The 14,701-nt window shown below is 74.8% G+C and carries 14 protein-coding genes; 6 read left to right on the top strand and 8 right to left on the bottom strand.

The genetic code is table 11. The annotated features are described in order from the left end of the window. Window positions 1-463 precede the first annotated feature (463 nt). Entirely contained in the window at window positions 464-1,111 is a 648-nt protein-coding gene (locus ACFVGO_RS24335) for a transglycosylase family protein (RefSeq protein ID WP_359903814.1), read from the top strand. 104 nt (window positions 1,112-1,215) lie between these two features. Here ACFVGO_RS24335 and ACFVGO_RS24330 read toward each other — a convergent pair whose 3' ends face one another. After that, window positions 1,216-1,974 carry a DeoR/GlpR family DNA-binding transcription regulator gene (locus tag ACFVGO_RS24330; protein ID WP_359903811.1) on the bottom strand — a complete coding sequence of 253 codons (759 nt, stop codon included), beginning with the start codon at window positions 1,972-1,974 and terminating at the stop codon, window positions 1,216-1,218. An 88-nt stretch (window positions 1,975-2,062) separates the two neighbouring features. Here ACFVGO_RS24330 and ACFVGO_RS24325 point away from each other — a divergent pair, with 88 nt between their 5' ends. From ACFVGO_RS24325 to ACFVGO_RS24310, 4 genes are all read left to right on the top strand, one after another. Next, window positions 2,063-2,761, top strand: a complete 699-nt coding sequence (locus ACFVGO_RS24325) for an NUDIX domain-containing protein (protein ID WP_359903819.1) — start codon at window positions 2,063-2,065, stop codon at window positions 2,759-2,761. A 377-nt stretch (window positions 2,762-3,138) separates the two neighbouring features. Then, on the top strand, window positions 3,139-3,516 hold the full coding sequence (locus ACFVGO_RS24320) for a hypothetical protein (protein ID WP_359903808.1): 378 nt from the start codon (window positions 3,139-3,141) through the stop codon (window positions 3,514-3,516). Then, window positions 3,516-4,862, top strand: coding sequence for a DUF4062 domain-containing protein (locus ACFVGO_RS24315; protein ID WP_380633978.1), 1,347 nt, complete (start codon window positions 3,516-3,518; stop codon window positions 4,860-4,862). Before ACFVGO_RS24320 ends, ACFVGO_RS24315 begins: the two co-directional genes overlap by 1 nt. 11 nt (window positions 4,863-4,873) lie before the next feature. Then, entirely contained in the window at window positions 4,874-5,560 is a 687-nt protein-coding gene (locus ACFVGO_RS24310; RefSeq protein ID WP_380547989.1) for a hypothetical protein, read from the top strand. Between the two features lie 220 nt (window positions 5,561-5,780). Here the strand turns inward: ACFVGO_RS24310 and ACFVGO_RS24305 are convergent, their stop codons facing one another. The 7 genes from ACFVGO_RS24305 to ACFVGO_RS24275 form a co-directional block, all read right to left on the bottom strand. Beyond that, the gene (locus ACFVGO_RS24305) at window positions 5,781-6,614 is read right to left on the bottom strand and encodes an ABC transporter permease subunit (protein ID WP_359903800.1); all 834 of its coding nucleotides are present in this window, start codon (window positions 6,612-6,614) and stop codon (window positions 5,781-5,783) included. Next, the gene (locus tag ACFVGO_RS24300; RefSeq protein WP_380351686.1) at window positions 6,611-7,606 is read right to left on the bottom strand and encodes an ABC transporter ATP-binding protein; all 996 of its coding nucleotides are present in this window, start codon (window positions 7,604-7,606) and stop codon (window positions 6,611-6,613) included. The genes ACFVGO_RS24305 and ACFVGO_RS24300 overlap by 4 nt, the downstream gene beginning before the upstream one ends. A 153-nt stretch (window positions 7,607-7,759) precedes the next feature. Next, window positions 7,760-9,187: an RtcB family protein gene (locus ACFVGO_RS24295; protein WP_380351688.1), complete on the bottom strand. Its 1,428-nt coding sequence runs from the start codon at window positions 9,185-9,187 to the stop codon at window positions 7,760-7,762. A gap of 50 nt (window positions 9,188-9,237) precedes the next feature. Further along, on the bottom strand, window positions 9,238-9,693 hold the full coding sequence (locus ACFVGO_RS24290; RefSeq protein WP_359903791.1) for an archease: 456 nt from the start codon (window positions 9,691-9,693) through the stop codon (window positions 9,238-9,240). A gap of 143 nt (window positions 9,694-9,836) precedes the next feature. Then, entirely contained in the window at window positions 9,837-11,075 is a 1,239-nt protein-coding gene (locus ACFVGO_RS24285; protein ID WP_359903788.1) for a styrene monooxygenase/indole monooxygenase family protein, read from the bottom strand. A gap of 218 nt (window positions 11,076-11,293) precedes the next feature. Next, window positions 11,294-12,046: an alpha/beta fold hydrolase gene (locus tag ACFVGO_RS24280; protein WP_359903785.1), complete on the bottom strand. Its 753-nt coding sequence runs from the start codon at window positions 12,044-12,046 to the stop codon at window positions 11,294-11,296. 193 nt (window positions 12,047-12,239) lie between these two features. Then, the gene (locus ACFVGO_RS24275) at window positions 12,240-12,845 is read right to left on the bottom strand and encodes an AAA family ATPase (protein ID WP_380351690.1); all 606 of its coding nucleotides are present in this window, start codon (window positions 12,843-12,845) and stop codon (window positions 12,240-12,242) included. Window positions 12,846-13,084: 239 nt separating this feature from the next. Here ACFVGO_RS24275 and ACFVGO_RS24270 point away from each other — a divergent pair, with 239 nt between their 5' ends. Continuing rightward, window positions 13,085-14,635 carry an AMP-binding protein gene (locus tag ACFVGO_RS24270; RefSeq protein ID WP_380351692.1) on the top strand — a complete coding sequence of 517 codons (1,551 nt, stop codon included), beginning with the start codon at window positions 13,085-13,087 and terminating at the stop codon, window positions 14,633-14,635. Window positions 14,636-14,701 lie beyond the last annotated feature (66 nt).

The following is a 14,701-nucleotide window of genomic DNA, read 5'->3' as shown; positions in this document are numbered from 1 at the left end:
CCGGGGGCCGGACAGGGACCACCGGAGTGACCCACGAGGGCCTGCGCCCGCGCGATACGCGCGAGCACAGGCCCTCGCGCCGTCTCCACCACCCCGACCGCACACGCCAACCGGAAGAACCGGCCCGCGACCGCCGCCTCGCACCGGGACCGTTGATGGTGGCCCGGGTGGCCGGTCGGCTCCCCGAACCCTGACGTTCGGCCACCTCCCGACCGGTACGGGCGATGTGACTGCCCACCCGGTGGAGGTACGCGGTCGGAGCATCGGACCTGCGGCACCGTGAGCGCGAGGACCGCGACCCGCGGCACGGCTCCGCGCCACGGCCGGGGTGGCGTTCGGGTGGTGTCGAACCGCCGCCCGGAGGAGATCCCGTCCTGTCTGCAACTGTCGGCGCCCCGCCTTGTGCATGGGTGGAGAGGGCATTCCGATGCCCGGTCCCTGTTCCCGAAGGTGCGGAGCTTTCATGTCACCGCTGTCCGTGGTCCGTCGCCTGGCCCTCGCCCTCCTGCTTCCCCTGCTCGCTCTCGCCGGAGTTGTCGGCAGCGCCACGGCGTCGTCCGCCGCGGGCGCGGCCACGGGAGTCCGGGCGGGCGTGGACTGGGACGCCCTCGCCCGGTGCGAGAGCGGAGGGCGCTGGAACGCCGCCACCGGGAACGGCTACTACGGCGGACTGCAGTTCGACGCGGGGACCTGGCGCTCCAACGGAGGCCTCGGCTACGCGCCCCGCGCCGACCAGGCCACCCGCGAGCAGCAGATCGCCGTGGCCGAGAACCTCGCCGCTCGCCGCGGCCTGGCCCCGTGGCCGGCCTGCGGAAGGCGTGCCGCCCACGGCGGCGACCACACCGTCGAGCACGCCGCCCGTGACCACCGCCCGACGCAGGCACGGCCCCACTCCGCCGCGCCCCTGCTCCGCGCCGACGACGCTTCCTCGGACGACGTGAACGGCGACGATTCGGACACCTGGACCGTGCGACCCGGCGACACCCTCAGCGGTATTGCCCAGACCCTCGGCGTCCCGGACGACTGGCCGGCCCTCCACGAGCTGAACCGCGAGGTCATCGGTGACGACCCCGACCTCCTCCTGCCCGGCCAGGTCCTCGCCCTGCGTTGATAAAGCGCGAAACGAACGTGAACGAACGCGAACGAACGTGCACGCCCCTGCGGACTCCTCCGGCCCTCGGCCGAGCATGCGATCCGGTGTTCGCGCCGTAGCCGTCAGCCGGCCGCCAGGATCTCCACGCCGCGCGTCGCGAGTTGACCGAGGACCGGGTGGCCGGGATCGGCGTCGGTGATCAGTCCGCTGATGTCCTCCCAGGGCAGGACACGGAACCGGGAGGCGGTGCCGATCTTCTCGGACGAGGCGAGGACGTAGGTGTCCGCGGCCCGTGCGGCCAGGGCGCGTTTCATCGCGGCCTCGTCCGCGTCGCCGGTGGTCAGTCCGGCTTCGGGGTGCACGCCGGTGACGCCGAGCAGGCACAGGTCGGCCGAGACGTTCTGGGCGGCCTCGACGGCGGCGGCGCCGCAGGTGACCGCCGAGTGCTTGAAGAGGCGGCCGCCGAGCAGGAAGACCTCGGCCCGGGGGTGGTCGAGCAGCGCGGCCGCGATCGTCGGGCTGTGGGTGATCACGGTGCAGGCCAGGTCCGGCGGGAGGGCGTGGGCGACGGCGAGCGCGGTGGTGCCGCCGTCCAGGATCAGGGCGCCGCCCGGCCGGACGAGCGCGGCGGCGACCGCGGCGACCAGCCGTTTGCCGTCCGGCGTGACCGATTGCCGGGCCGCGTAGTCCGCGACGGCCGGGGAGACGGGCAGGGCCCCGCCGTAGACGCGCTGGCAGAGTCCCTCGGCGGCCAGGTCGCGCAGGTCGCGGCGCACGCTGTCCTCGGAGATGCCGAGGTCCGCGGCGACGTCCTTGGCCACGATCTTGCCCTCGCGGGCGAGCAGGCCCAGCAGGTGGTCACGTCTCTCGGCAGCCAGCATCCGTATTCTCTCCTGTTCTTGCACGTTTCTGCGTGTATCGTAGCGCGCCATGACCGAGAAGCCCATGCTCGTCCCGCAGGGGGGCGGCGTGACCCCCCGCCCCGGGACCGACATCCCGGACCACCGCGGCCGCACCGGCCTCGACCGCGCCGGACGCGACCTGACCCGCAACCCCGACGTCGTGGTGCGCGACGTGGAACTCACCTCACAGGGCTGGCACGTCCTGCGCCGCACCACCTTCGACCACCGGCGCCGCGACGGACGCTGGGTCACCCAGCAGCGCGAGACCTACGACCGCGGAAACGGCGCGGTCGTCCTGCCGTACGACACCGAGCGCGGCCGGGTGCTGCTCACCCGCCAGTTCCGCTACCCGGCGTACGTCAACGACCACCCGGACGGCATGCTCGTCGAGGCCGCCGCCGGGCTGCTCGACGGCGACGACCCGCTCGCCGCCGTCCGGCGCGAGAGCGCCGAGGAACTCGGCGTCACGCTCGGCCCGCTCACCCACGTCCTCGACGCCTACATGAGCCCCGGCTCCGTCACCGAGCGCCTGCACTTCTACGCCGCCCCCTACACCCCGGCCGACCGCACCGGAGCCGGTGGCGGACTGGAGGAGGACGGCGAGGACATCGAGGTGCTCGAACTGCCCTTCGCCGACGCCCTCGCCATGGTCCGCGACGGACGCATCACCGACGGCAAGACCATCCTGCTCCTGCAGTGGGCCGCCCTGGACGGACCCTTCGCCGCCGCACCGACCGTCCGGTCCCCGGCGATCGAGAGCTCGTGAGTGACGCACCGTCCCGTAGTCCCGCCACGTCGAGCGGCGGCAGCCGCGACAGCTCGCCGGCGGCGGCGTTCACGGCCGCCGCGCGGCGGGAGTCGCCGAGAACGGCCGTCATGGCGTCGGCGATCTCGCCGCGCGTTGCCGTGAGGTCCAACGCGCCGCCGAGGCCGTGCCGGGCGAACGCGTCGGCGTTGCGGGACTGGTCGGCGAGAACGCCCGTGCCCAGGACGGGCGGTGCGCCCTGCATCGCCGGGGGCCCCGGACGGGAGACCGGCCGGGCGACCGGCGCGTGGTGCGACCAATAGCCGGGTACCAAGGTTCTACCGGTTTGTCGGTGTGAGGGGGCATCGAAAATGCGTCTGCTCTTTTGGTCAACGGCCTTGGCCAGTACCGGCGTTGCAATCGCACTCGCACTGTGGGCGGCACTCGGGGACGCCGCCGGGGCCGAGCTCGCGAGTGCCGTCGTCGGAGCGGTCGTCGGGCTCGCCGGGCTCGTCGCCTCGGTGTACGCGCTGCGACGGGACGGGCAGGCCGCAGGCGCAGCCGTCCGGGCCGACGGGCGCGGCGCGGTCGCCGCCGGAGGAAGCGTGACCGGCAACGCGATCGGCGCCGACAGCAGGGTCAGCGGAGCGCCCCGGGCCCCGCGCTCCGTGGCCGGTCCGACCAGGGCCGTCCTCGCCCAGGGCGAGGGCTCGGTGGCCGCCGGGGGCGACGTCGCCGGCAACGCGCTGGGCCAGGGCGGCGAGGTGGCCGGCTGATGCCGGGGTCTCGCTTCCGGCGGCGCGGGAAGCAGGATCCGTCCGAACCCGAGCGGCCGACAGAGCACGTGGAGGTCCGCGGCGGCGGGGTCGGGGCCGGCGCCGATGTGGCCGGCAATGCCATCGGACCGCGCAGCTCGGTGACGAACAACTTCAACTACTACGGGACGGCGGAGACCGACCCGCACGCCGGCGCACCGGGGCCGACCGGCGCGGCACCCCCGGCGACGATCGGCCAGGACGAGCGCCGCTACCAGGTGTTCGTGAGCTCGACCAGCCTTGACCTCAAGCGTCACCGCGAAGCCGTCATCGACGAACTCGTCAAGGAGGGGTACATCCCCTCCGGCATGGAGCTCTTCGACGCCCGCTCGGAGGGCGCCTGGGAGGTCGTCGAGCGGGTGATCAACGACTGCGACTACCTCGTCCTCATCCTCGGGGCGCGCTACGGCGACCTCACCGGAGGCGAAGTCGGTTTCACGGAGCGGGAGTACGACCACGCCCGCTCCCTGGGGAAACCGATCCTGGTCTTCGTCCACTCCAACCCCGTCGAGCTGCACACCGACAGCTGGCAGCCGACACCGGAGGACACGGAGCGGCTCGCGGCCTTCCGCGAGAAGGTACGGACCGAACGCCTCTGGAAGCCCTGGCGCACGACCGCGGACCTGAGGAACGACGTCACCCGGTCGCTGCGGCTGGCGGTCCGGCACAATCCCCAGCCCGGCTGGGTCAAGGGCAACTCGATCGCTCACACCTTCTCCGCCGAGTGGCAGAACCTGGTGGCCCCCGGAACGCAGATCGGGGTGGTCCGGATCAGCGTGGACGGGCAGGCCGGCAACGCCCTGAGCGAGAACCTCGGGAAGGCCTCGTCGATCGGGATCATGTCCACCAGCGGCAAGCGGCTGATCGAGATCCAGACGCCCTACCTGACGAAGGCGCTCGCCGCCGGCGCGCGGATCCGCGTCCTGGTACCGCTCCCCGACGGGCAGTTCCTCGCCGACGTCGACGAGTCCGAGTCGCTGTGGGACCAGCGCTCGCCGATCACGGCCGAGGTGCGTGAGGTCGAGGCACGGCTGCGGGCGATCGTCCGCGAGGCCGGGGCACGCAGCACGACCGCCGGATCGGTCGAAATCGGCTTCTTCACCACCCACTTGCGGTCCACGATGATTCTCTGCGACCGGGACTGGGGATGGGTCACCCTGACCCTGCCACCGGCGAGGGCCCCGGAGACCCCGTCCCTGGAACTCCGCGGGACCCAGGACTTCGGTCTGATCGACGCCTGCTGGAAGCACTTCGATCGGACCTGGGCCATCGTCGGGGAGCGCGGCGAAGTGAGGACGATCTCGTGAGGCGGACTGCGATGGACCTGTGGGACACGGTGGCCCTCTCCCCCGCCGCGGCGAACCGGTGGCGTGACCGGCTCTCCGCGGCCCAGGCCTTCATGCGGGAACGGCAGCACCTGCCGGGCGTGCTGATCGAGGTCGCGGCCCAGCACCCGCTGGTCGACCGGGCCGTGCCCGGCGAGGAGTTCGCGGCCCGGCTGCGCCGCGGCCACGAGCTCTTCCAGGAGTACGCGGACACCGGTCGACCGGTGGAGATCTACGTGCCCGGCAGCCGCCACCGGCACCTCGGGGTCGAGGACGAGAGCAGCCTCAGCCGGGCGGGCGGGGACTTCCTGGGAAAGCTCGGCATCCCGTCCTCGGCCGTCCACGGCGATGACCTCAACGAGCGGTACAAGGGCGACGCCGGCGTCTACGGTTCGGCGGACGAGTGCTTCGTCGCCTCCTCGTACTTCAAGGACGGGGATTTCGGCACGCTCGTCTCCGTCTGCTCACCGGCCCAGATGATGCGCAAGACCGTGCACTACCTGCAGTTCGGGGTGTACCCGCTGAACCACACGGCGCCGACCGCGGAAGGCTTCCACGACTTCCTCTACGAGCTCCTGGTCGCGGTACCCCAGGTCATGAGCACGGACGACACGCTCCAGGACGCGGGCTCGGACGGAGCGGGGCGTCTGCGGGCCGACCGCCGCCCTCAGCCCCGCTGACGCCCGCTTCGACGCGAGGACCGGCGGTGGAGGCGGCCGTCCTCGTCGGCGAGGCAACGTCGATCGCCCTGTCGATCCGGGCCACCCTGCACGGGCCGGTGACTCTCGAACTGGCCGGGGCCCTCGACGCCGGCACGGCCGAGGCCGCATTCGGATCGGCGGTTCACGCCACCTTGCGCGGATGGACGACCCGCGCCCGAGGCCGGCCGGGCGGCCCGCCTCAGGCCGCCAGGTCCCGGCGTTCCAGCAGCCGGAAGGCCGCCGCCAGCCCGAGCAGCCCCACCCCGAGCAGGACGCCGAAGGCCGCCCACGGCACTCCGCCGTGGCCGAGCACGTCGCCCGGCGCGTAGTAGTGGAACGGGCTGAGGTAGCGCAGCGGCCTGGCCGGGGACCAGGCCAGCGCGACGAAGTTGAGCGCGAAGCCGACCGCGCCGAACGCGACGGCCGCGCCGATCACGTGGGCCCGCCGCCGGCTGATCGCGGAGACCGCCAGCACCGGCCCGGTCAGGCAGAACGCGAGGGCGCAGCCGAGCAGTCCGGCGGTGAACACCGCGCTCAGCGGGACGGCGGCACGCAGGGGGGCGGAGGCCGCCACCCCGAGCGCGAGGGTCAGCGTGGCGGCGGCGTTGAGCAGCACCGTGGCGGCGATCAGGGCGCCGGCCCGTTCGGCGAGCAGCCGGCGGCGGGAGACCGGGCGGGTCATCAGCAGCTCGATGGTCCCGGACTCGACGTCGGCCGCGACGGCGGCGGCGCCGAGCGAGCCGATCACGGTCAGCTGGAGGGCGATCCAGAACGGGTGGGTGAGTCCGGCGCCGAGCAGACCGGGGTAGCTGGCGATGGAGACGTCGCCGTTGGAGCCGCTGAAGGCCTTGAACGCGCCGGGCGGGGTGCGGCGTTCGCCGAACAGGTCGCCGGTCGGGACGGTCCCGGCGATCACCACGATCAGGGTCTCGAAGACGACCATGCCGAACAGCAGGGAGAGCAGCATCCGGCGGCGCCGGTGCAGGGCGAGCCAGACCAGCGGGAGGCGGCGGTTGACGGTGCCCGGGTTCACGGCCGCTCCTCCGGTTCCTGCGGGCTGCCGCCGTTCGCGTGCTCCTCGGCCCCGACGGACCGGTAGAGGTCGAGGAAGGCCTCGTCCAGGCCCGCCTCCTCCACCGTCAGGTCGGCCACCGGCTGTTCGGCGAGCAGGTCGCGCACCGCGGCGACCACCTCGTCCGGTGGCACCAGCAGCTCGACCCGGGGGCCGTCCCAGCGCGGGGACCAGCGCTCCGCGGTGCCGAGCGGCCTGGCGCCGCGCCCGTCGTCGAGGAGCAGCCGGACCCTGCGGGCCCGGGCCTGGCGCAGTTCGGCCACCGAGCGGACGGTGACCAGCCGGCCGTGGCGGACGATGGCGACCCGGCCGCAGGTCCGCTGCACCTCGGGCAGCACGTGGCTGGAGAGCAGGACGGTCCGCCCGGCGGCGGTCTCCTCGGCGAGCAGTTCGTAGAAGGTCTCCTGGACCAGCGGGTCGAGTCCCTCGCTCGGTTCGTCCAGCACCACCACCGGCGGCCGGTGCTGGAGCGACTGGACGAGCCCGAGCTTCTGCTTCATGCCGCGCGAGTACTGCCCCACCGGCCGGGCCAGGTCGGCGCGGGAGAGCTTGAGGCGATCGCACAGCTCCTGCTGGCGCGGTACCGGCGCGCCCTGGAGGGCGGCGAGCAGGTCGAGGGTCTGCTGTCCGGTGAGCTCGGGGTAGAGCCGCAGTTCGCCGGGCAGGTAGCCGATCGAGGGGGCGAGCCGGCCGTGGTCGGCCACCGGGTCCAGGCCGAGCACCCGCACCTGCCCGTCGCTGGGGCTGAGCAGGCCGACCAGGCAGCGCAGCGTGGTGGTCTTCCCGGCGCCGTTGGGGCCGAGCAGGCCGAACACCTCGCCGGCCTCGACCGACACGTCCAGCCGTTCGATGCCGACCGTGCCGCCGTAGCGTTTGGTGAGCGAGCGCAGTTCGATCACGGGGCCGTCGCCGGCGCCCCGGCGGTCGACGGCTGGCTCCGGGTTCCCCGGCATGACCACCTCCTGTGACGGACGCGCTCCCGTGACGGGCGCGCTCCGGTGACGGTGACGGTGACGGATGCGTCCGACATCAAAGCGCGCCCGGCCCGGCGAGTCGAGGGACGCGCCCGGACCGGTGCGGCGAACTCACCCCTCGCTCCCCCGGGCTCACCCCTTGCACACGCCCAACGGCACCAGCCGGGCGACCTGGCGGGCGAGCCCGGCGGCCTCCGTGACGGCGGCCACCGCGTCGACGTCCTTGTACGCCTCGGGCGTCTCCTCGGCCAGTGCCCGCCAGGAGGCCGGCCGCACCGCGATGCCCCGTGCCTCCAGCTCGCTCTTCAGCCGCTCGCCGCGCACGGTGCGCAGCGCCTGGTGGCGGCTCAGCACCCGCCCGGCGCCGTGGCAGGCGGAGCGGAAGGCCTCGTTGCCGGGCAGGCCGACCATGACGTACGAGGCGGTGCCCATGGTGCCGGGCACCAGCACGGGCTGCCCTGCCTCCATCAGGTCGGCGGGCAGGTCGGGGTCGCCGGGCGGCAGGGCCCGGGTGGCGCCCTTGCGGTGCACGCACAGCGTCCGGAGCTCGCCGTCCACCTCGTGGGTCTCCAGCTTGGCGAGGTTGTGCGAGACGTCGTAGACCAGTTCCAGTCCGACCCCGAGCACCGTGGCGAAGGCGCGGCGGGCCGACTCCGAGAGCAGCTGCCGGTTGGCCCGGCCGTAGTTGGCGGCGGCGGTCATGGCGCCCAGGTAGGCGCGGCCGCGCGGGGAGTCGACCGGGGTGCAGGCGAGCTGGCGGTCGGGGACCTCGATCCGGTAGCGGTGCAGTTCTCGGTCCATGGCGCGGACGTGGTCGGTGCAGATCTGGTGGCCGAGGCCGCGCGAGCCGCAGTGGATCATGACGCAGACCTGGCCGGGCCGCAGTCCGAAGGCGGCGGCGGTCCCCGGGTCGTGCACCCGGTCGACGGCCTGCACCTCCAGGAAGTGGTTGGCCGAGCCGAGGCTGCCGACCTGCTGCAGCCCGCGCTCGACCGCCCGGGTGCTCACCTCGCCGGGGGCCGCACCGGCCAGCACGCCGCGGTCCTCGCAGCGTTCCAGGTCGCGGGGCACGCCGTGGCCGTGCTCGACGGCGTAGCGGGCGCCGCCGAGCAGGAGTTCGTCCAGTTCCTCCGCCCCGGACAGCCGCCACAGGCCGCCCCGGCCCAGGCCGCGCGGGACGGTGCGGTCCAGCAGGTCCATCAGGCGGTCGAGCCGTTCGCGGTCGAGTTCGTCCCGGCCGATGCCGGCCGCCAGCAGCCGGACCCCGCAGGAGATGTCGAAGCCCACCCCGCCGGGCGAGACCACCCCGCCCCGTTCGACGTCGGTGGCGGCGACCCCGCCGATCGGGAAGCCGTAGCCCCAGTGCACGTCGGGCATCGCGTAGGAGGCGCGGACGATCCCGGGCAGCGTCGCCACGTTCGCCACCTGCTCCAGGGCCTTGTCCCCGGCGGCCTGCGGCAGCAGCGCGGCGGTCGCGAACACCACGCCGGGCACCCGCATCGGCGGCCGCGGCTCGATCCGCCAGCGGTTCCGGCCCGCCTCGACCAGTACGATCTCCACCTCGCTCACCCCGCTCCCGCAGGTCCGGTCCGCTTCGCTCGGGGCCGGGCTCAGACGTCCACGGTGACCCGGCAGGTCCAGCCGTCCGGTCCGGCGCTCAGGTCCAGGTCGTGCAGTGCGACGGCCTTCGGTACGGCGCCGACCAGGGTGGCCGTGGCGGCGTCGGCCATCCGGAAGCGGACCGTCACCCGGCGGGCGCCGTCCAGGCCCTCGATCGGCCCGATCGCCACCGCCACCGGCAGTTCGCCGTCGGCGTCCATCCGGTAGACGACCTCCTCCAGGACGCCCGCGAGCAGGTCCGGGTCGCTCACCGCGAGGACGGTGCAGTTCCGCTCGCCGACGATCCGGGCGCCGCCGAGGTCGGCGAAGCCGGCGACGACGGCGCGCACCAGTTCGCCGATGCAGCCCTCGGCCGTCGGTGCCCAGGCCTCGACCTGCAGGTCGGCCGTGTGCGGCACGCTCCGGTGGCCGACGGCGGACCGGCCCGCGGGCTCCTGTCCGTCCACGGGCGACGCCTCCCGCGCTCGTTGCCGTTCCCCTCCAGCGTCGTCCCGCGGACCGCCCGGCGGCAAGTGCGGGTCGCCGCGCCCGAGTGCGGCCGCCTCCCGACCTCGGCTGCGCTCCGACCTCGGTTACGACCAGACCTCGGTTACGACCCGACCGAGGCCAGGTAGGCGGCGGTGAGCTCGGGGGTGGCCAGCCAGGCGGCGTGGTCGCTCGGCTCGGCGTAGGTGTTGGCGAGCCGGCGGCCGACCTCCGGGTGCTCGGCGGCGGCCGCGAACACGGCCTGGAGGTGCTCCGGGACGGTCAGCATCGCGGCCGTGAACTCCACGCTGTGGCGGGACTGCTGCTGCCAGAACCGTTCCGCGCTGCGGCACATCCAGTCGGCCGTGTACGGGGCGTCGCCGTGCTCGACGACCGCCCGGCGGCAGGCCTCGGCCGCCCGGGCGGCGTTGTTGGCGCCCTGGCCGGTGATCGGGTCGGTCACCACCACCGCGTCGCCGAGGCCCAGCACGTGGACGGCCTCCACGCCCGAGCCGAGTTCGGCCACCGGACGCCGGACCACCGGGGTGACGGCACCGAACAGCCCGGCCCCGGCGTCGGTCGGCTCGGCCTGCGTCCAGAGCTCGGCCTCCCAGGGCAGGTACTCGCCCAACAGCTCGCGGATCCGGGCCAGTTGGACGTCCGGCGGCGGGGCGTCGCCGAACGCGTCGAGCGGGCCGCCGGGGATCGCCTCCCAGAGCAGGATGTCGCAGGGGCCGGAGAGGGTGAGCGCCGGTTGCAGGTACAGCTCGCCGAGGCCGGGCAGGGCGTTCATCCGGGCCCTCGGGCCGGCGGCCGGGTCCGGCGAGCCGACTCCGTGCGCGTACAGGCAGGACAGGGCCCGCTGCGGCCGGTCGAAGGGCGAGCGGACGGCGTCGCGCTCGAAGATCCCGGACAGGGCGCCGCGCCCGGCGGCGACCACGGTCAGCTCGTGCCGTCGGGCCAGCTCGTGCAGTCCGGCGCGGTCCAGCGTGCGGTACTCGATCTCGCCGCCGCGCTCGGCCAGCAGCTCCAGCCAGCCGGCCAGCTTGAGCCGCTGGTCCACCGACTGGGCGGGCTCGTCCAGCGTCATGGTGTACTCCAGCGCGCGCACGCCCGGGGGCGCCGCCAGCACCGCCTCCACCGAGGAGACGGACGGCGCCCGATCCGCCCAGAGGTCCAGCCCGGCGGCCGCCTCGATCCGCAGCGCGGGGCCGAACATCGCCTGGGTGGACAGCACCCGGCCGGCGCGCAGCTGCTCCGGGGTGCGCTCGGCGACCAGCGTCACCCGGTACCCGTCCGCCACCAGCCCGAGCGCGAGCTGGAGGCCGGCCTGGCCCGCTCCGACAACGGCGATCCGGCGCACGGCTGCCTCCCGATGATCTGCTGATGGGCCGTCAACCAGGCACAGTAGTCGAGCGGGAGCGCTCCGGTCACCGGTTCGGGCACGTCGGTTCGAGGGCCGGCCCGGTGTCCGGTTCGCGGCGCCCGTTCGCGGCGCCGCCGGGCCGCAGCAGGGCGCCGCAGGACCTTCGCGGGGCCGCCGCGGGTGGGCCGCCGCTCCGGGTGCCCACCCGGACCGGCTCAGCCGCGCAGGTGCGCGGTGATCACCTCCACCACGTCCGCGGTCCGGTCGGCCAGGTAGAAGTGCCCGCCCCGGAAGACCCGCAGGTCGAAGGCGCCGGTGGTGTGCCGCTCCCACTGGCCGACCTGGTCGACGGTGGCGTGCACGTCGGACTCCCCCGCCAGGGCGGTGATCGGCAGCGACACGGTCGCGTCCGGGGCGCTGCGGTAGGTCTCGACGGCCGTGTAGTCGGCCCGCAGGCTCGGCAGGATCAGCTCGCGCAGGGCGGAGAGGGCGAGGACCCGCTCGTCCGTGCCGCCGAGCGCGGAGATCTCGGCGAGCAGTTCGTCGTCCGGCAGCTGGTGGATCCTGGTCGTGCGGGGCAGCGAGGGCGCGCGGCCGGCCGAGACGAACAGCCGGTCGGGCCCCTTCACGCCGTCGCGCTCGAAGCACCGGACCGTCTCGAAGGCGACGGCCGCGCCCATGCTGTGCCCGAAGAAGGTCAGCGGCCGGTCCGCCCACTCCCGCAGTTCCCGGGCGAGCTCCTCGGCGAGTCCGGTCACCGAGCCGATCGTCGGCTCGCCGATGCGGTTCTGCCGGCCGGGGTACTGGACGGCGAGCACATCGGCGTGCGGCGCCAGCGCGTTGGCGTACTCCAGGTAGTAGCTGGCCGAGCCGCCGGCGTGCGGGAAGATCACGATCCGGGCGGGCGCGGAGTCGGACGGGTTGAACCTGCGGAACCACGGATTCTCGACGACGGCGCTGCTGGACATGCGGGGTGTGACCTCTCTCCGTGACGGACTCTGCCGGCCCCAGTCTGGCAGTGCCGGGGGCGGCCGCGGGCCGATCCGGCGATCATGGTCCCCGGGTAGGCCGATTCTCGCCCGTCACGGGCCCGCTCGCGGCCGGTGGCCGGGCGGCCCTGCCCGCGGCACCCGGCCGGCCGGGCCCGCCCGCGGCCGACGGTCAGCCCGCTCCGAAGCGCACCGTCTCGGCGCGGGCGCGGGAGACGGCGTCCAGCAGCAGCACGGACGAGGCCTCCGGCGTCGGCATCGGGCCGTCGGAGCGCACGTGCCGGGTGAAGGCGGCCAACAGCCCCTCCAGGCCGCGGCGGTGGCGGGCGAAGACCCTGGCGGAGGCACGCCGGCCGCGGGCCCGCTGACCGTCCAGCGCGGTGGCGGCGCCGACGTCCAGCAGCACCAGGTGCAGTTCGCGGCCCTGCCGGCCCGCCTCCCGGGCGAGCCAGCGCCGCATCCAGGCCCGGCTGCCGCAGTCGTGCACCAGCAGCGGACCCCCGCCGCGCACCGAGGAGCGCAGCAGCCGGAAGTGCTCCAGCCGGGCCCACGGCCGGTACACCGCGTACGGCAGGGCGGCGGGCATCACCGCCTCGCAGGCCTCGTGCACCGTCCGCGGGTCCACCGCCCGGACCGCCGCCCCGGACCAGCGGCGCAGCAGCGTGCTCTTCCCGGCCCCGGGCAGCCCGGACACCACCACGACGGCGTCGGCCGGGTAGGCGGTGACGAAGCCCGCCCCGGCCTCGCCCCGCAGATCGACCACTCCGTACGGCGCCACGACCGCGTCCACCCTGCCGCCCACCAGCCCGAGCCCCCGTTCACGTCCGACCGGGAACCCTAACAACAACCCCGCCCCCGGCCGCGCGCCGGTGCCTGGTCGCGGCTGCTGGGCTGACACCGGGGCCACGGCCCGCCCCCGCCCGCGCGCCGGTGCCCGTGGGGCCCCGGTCGACCGCAGTGCATCCGTGGGGCCGGACATCCACTAGGCTGACACGCCGTCAGACAGGAGGGCGGGCCATGGCGGAGGCGGCTCCGACGTACACCGCGCTGGTGCTGGACGGGCTGGCGCGCGATCCCGGCCGGGTGGCGATCCGGTCCGCGGACGGGGCGTGGAGCGCGCAGCAGTGCCTGGACCTGGTCCACCGCGCCGCCCGGGCACTGGAGCGGGCCGGGCTCGGGCGCGGGGACGGGGTGACGGTGCTGGCCGGGAACCGGCCGGAGGCGCTGCTGGTGCGGCTCGCCGCGAACCTGCTGGGCTGCCGGGTCGCGATGCCGTTCCCGGACGGGCCGGTCGCGGAGCAGGTGGCGCTGGCGGAGTTCGCCGGGACCTCCGCGCTGGTCTTCGACCCGGTCCGGTGCGCGGCGGCGGCCGAAGGGATCGCCCGGGCCGTGCCCTCGGCCGCTCTGCTCTCCCTGGGCCCGGCACCGCTCGGGCTCGGCACGGACCTGCTGGAGCTCGCCGCGGCCCGCTCCCCCGCCCCGTTCGAACCCCGTTACCGGCCCGAGGACGTGATGGCGGTGCGGTTCACCGGCGGCACCACCGGGCGTCCGAAGGGGGTACTGCGCCGCTTCACCCGTCCGCCGCGCCCACGGCTGCTGTCCGGGTCGGTCTTCCTGCTGTGCACCCCGCTCTGCCACGGCGGCGGCACCACGGCGGATCTGGCGCTGGCCGCGGGCGGCACGGTGGTGATGCAGGACGGTTTCGACGCCGGGGCCGTGCTGGCGGCGGTCGAGCGGCACCGGGTGTCCCGGATGTACCTGCCGCCGCACCTGTTGTACCGGCTGCTGGACCACCCGCTGCTGCCCAGCACCGACACCGGCAGCCTGCGCCGGGTCGGCTACACCGGCTGCGCGGCCTCGCCGCGGCGCCTCGCCGAGGCGACCCGGCGACTGGGCCGGGTGCTGCACCAGACCTACAGCCTGACGGAGTGCGGGCCGGTCGCCCGGCTGGGACCGGACGAGCACCTGGCACCGCGGCTGCTGACCACCGCCGGCCGGCCGTACCCGGACACCGGGCTGCGCATCCTGGACGAGGACGGCGCCGAGCTGCCGCCGGACCGGACCGGGGAGATCTGCGTCCGCACGCCGACCGCCATGGCGGGCTACTGGCGCGACCCGGAGCTGACCGAGCGGGTGTTCAGGGACGGCTGGCTGCACACCGGCGACCTGGGCAGCCTGGACGCGGCCGGCTATCTGACGGTGGCCGGGCGGCGGAGCCCGATGGCGATCATCGAGGGGCACAATGTGTTCCCCCGCGAGATCGAGGAGCCGCTGCGCACCCACCCGGAGGTCCGGGAGGCGGTGATGTTCACGACCACCGACCCGGACCGTCTGGAGCGGGTGCACGCCGCCGTCGCCCTCGCCCCCGGCTCGCGGCTGACGGCCGAGCAGCTGCACCGGTGGTGCCGGGCGCGCGGCCTCGACCGATGCGCCCCCGACACACTCCTGCTGCTGCCCGCGATCCCGCTGAACGGGCTCGGGAAGCCGGACCTCGTCGCCCTGCGGGCCCAGATAAGCGGCGGGACCGGACGGGCGGCCGCCACCGTGGGGGCGCGCAACGGGGTGTGACACGCCCTGAAAGTGCTTCGAGCGCCCACGTGGGCGACCTCTTGTGCACCATCCGGCGGGAAGAAC

Source organism: Kitasatospora sp. NPDC057738 (genome assembly GCF_042798815.1).
Lineage (GTDB): Bacteria > Actinomycetota > Actinomycetes > Streptomycetales > Streptomycetaceae > Kitasatospora > Kitasatospora lactacystinica.
The sequence above is the reverse complement of the archived record's forward strand: the minus strand, read 5'-3'. Positions and strand labels throughout refer to the sequence as shown.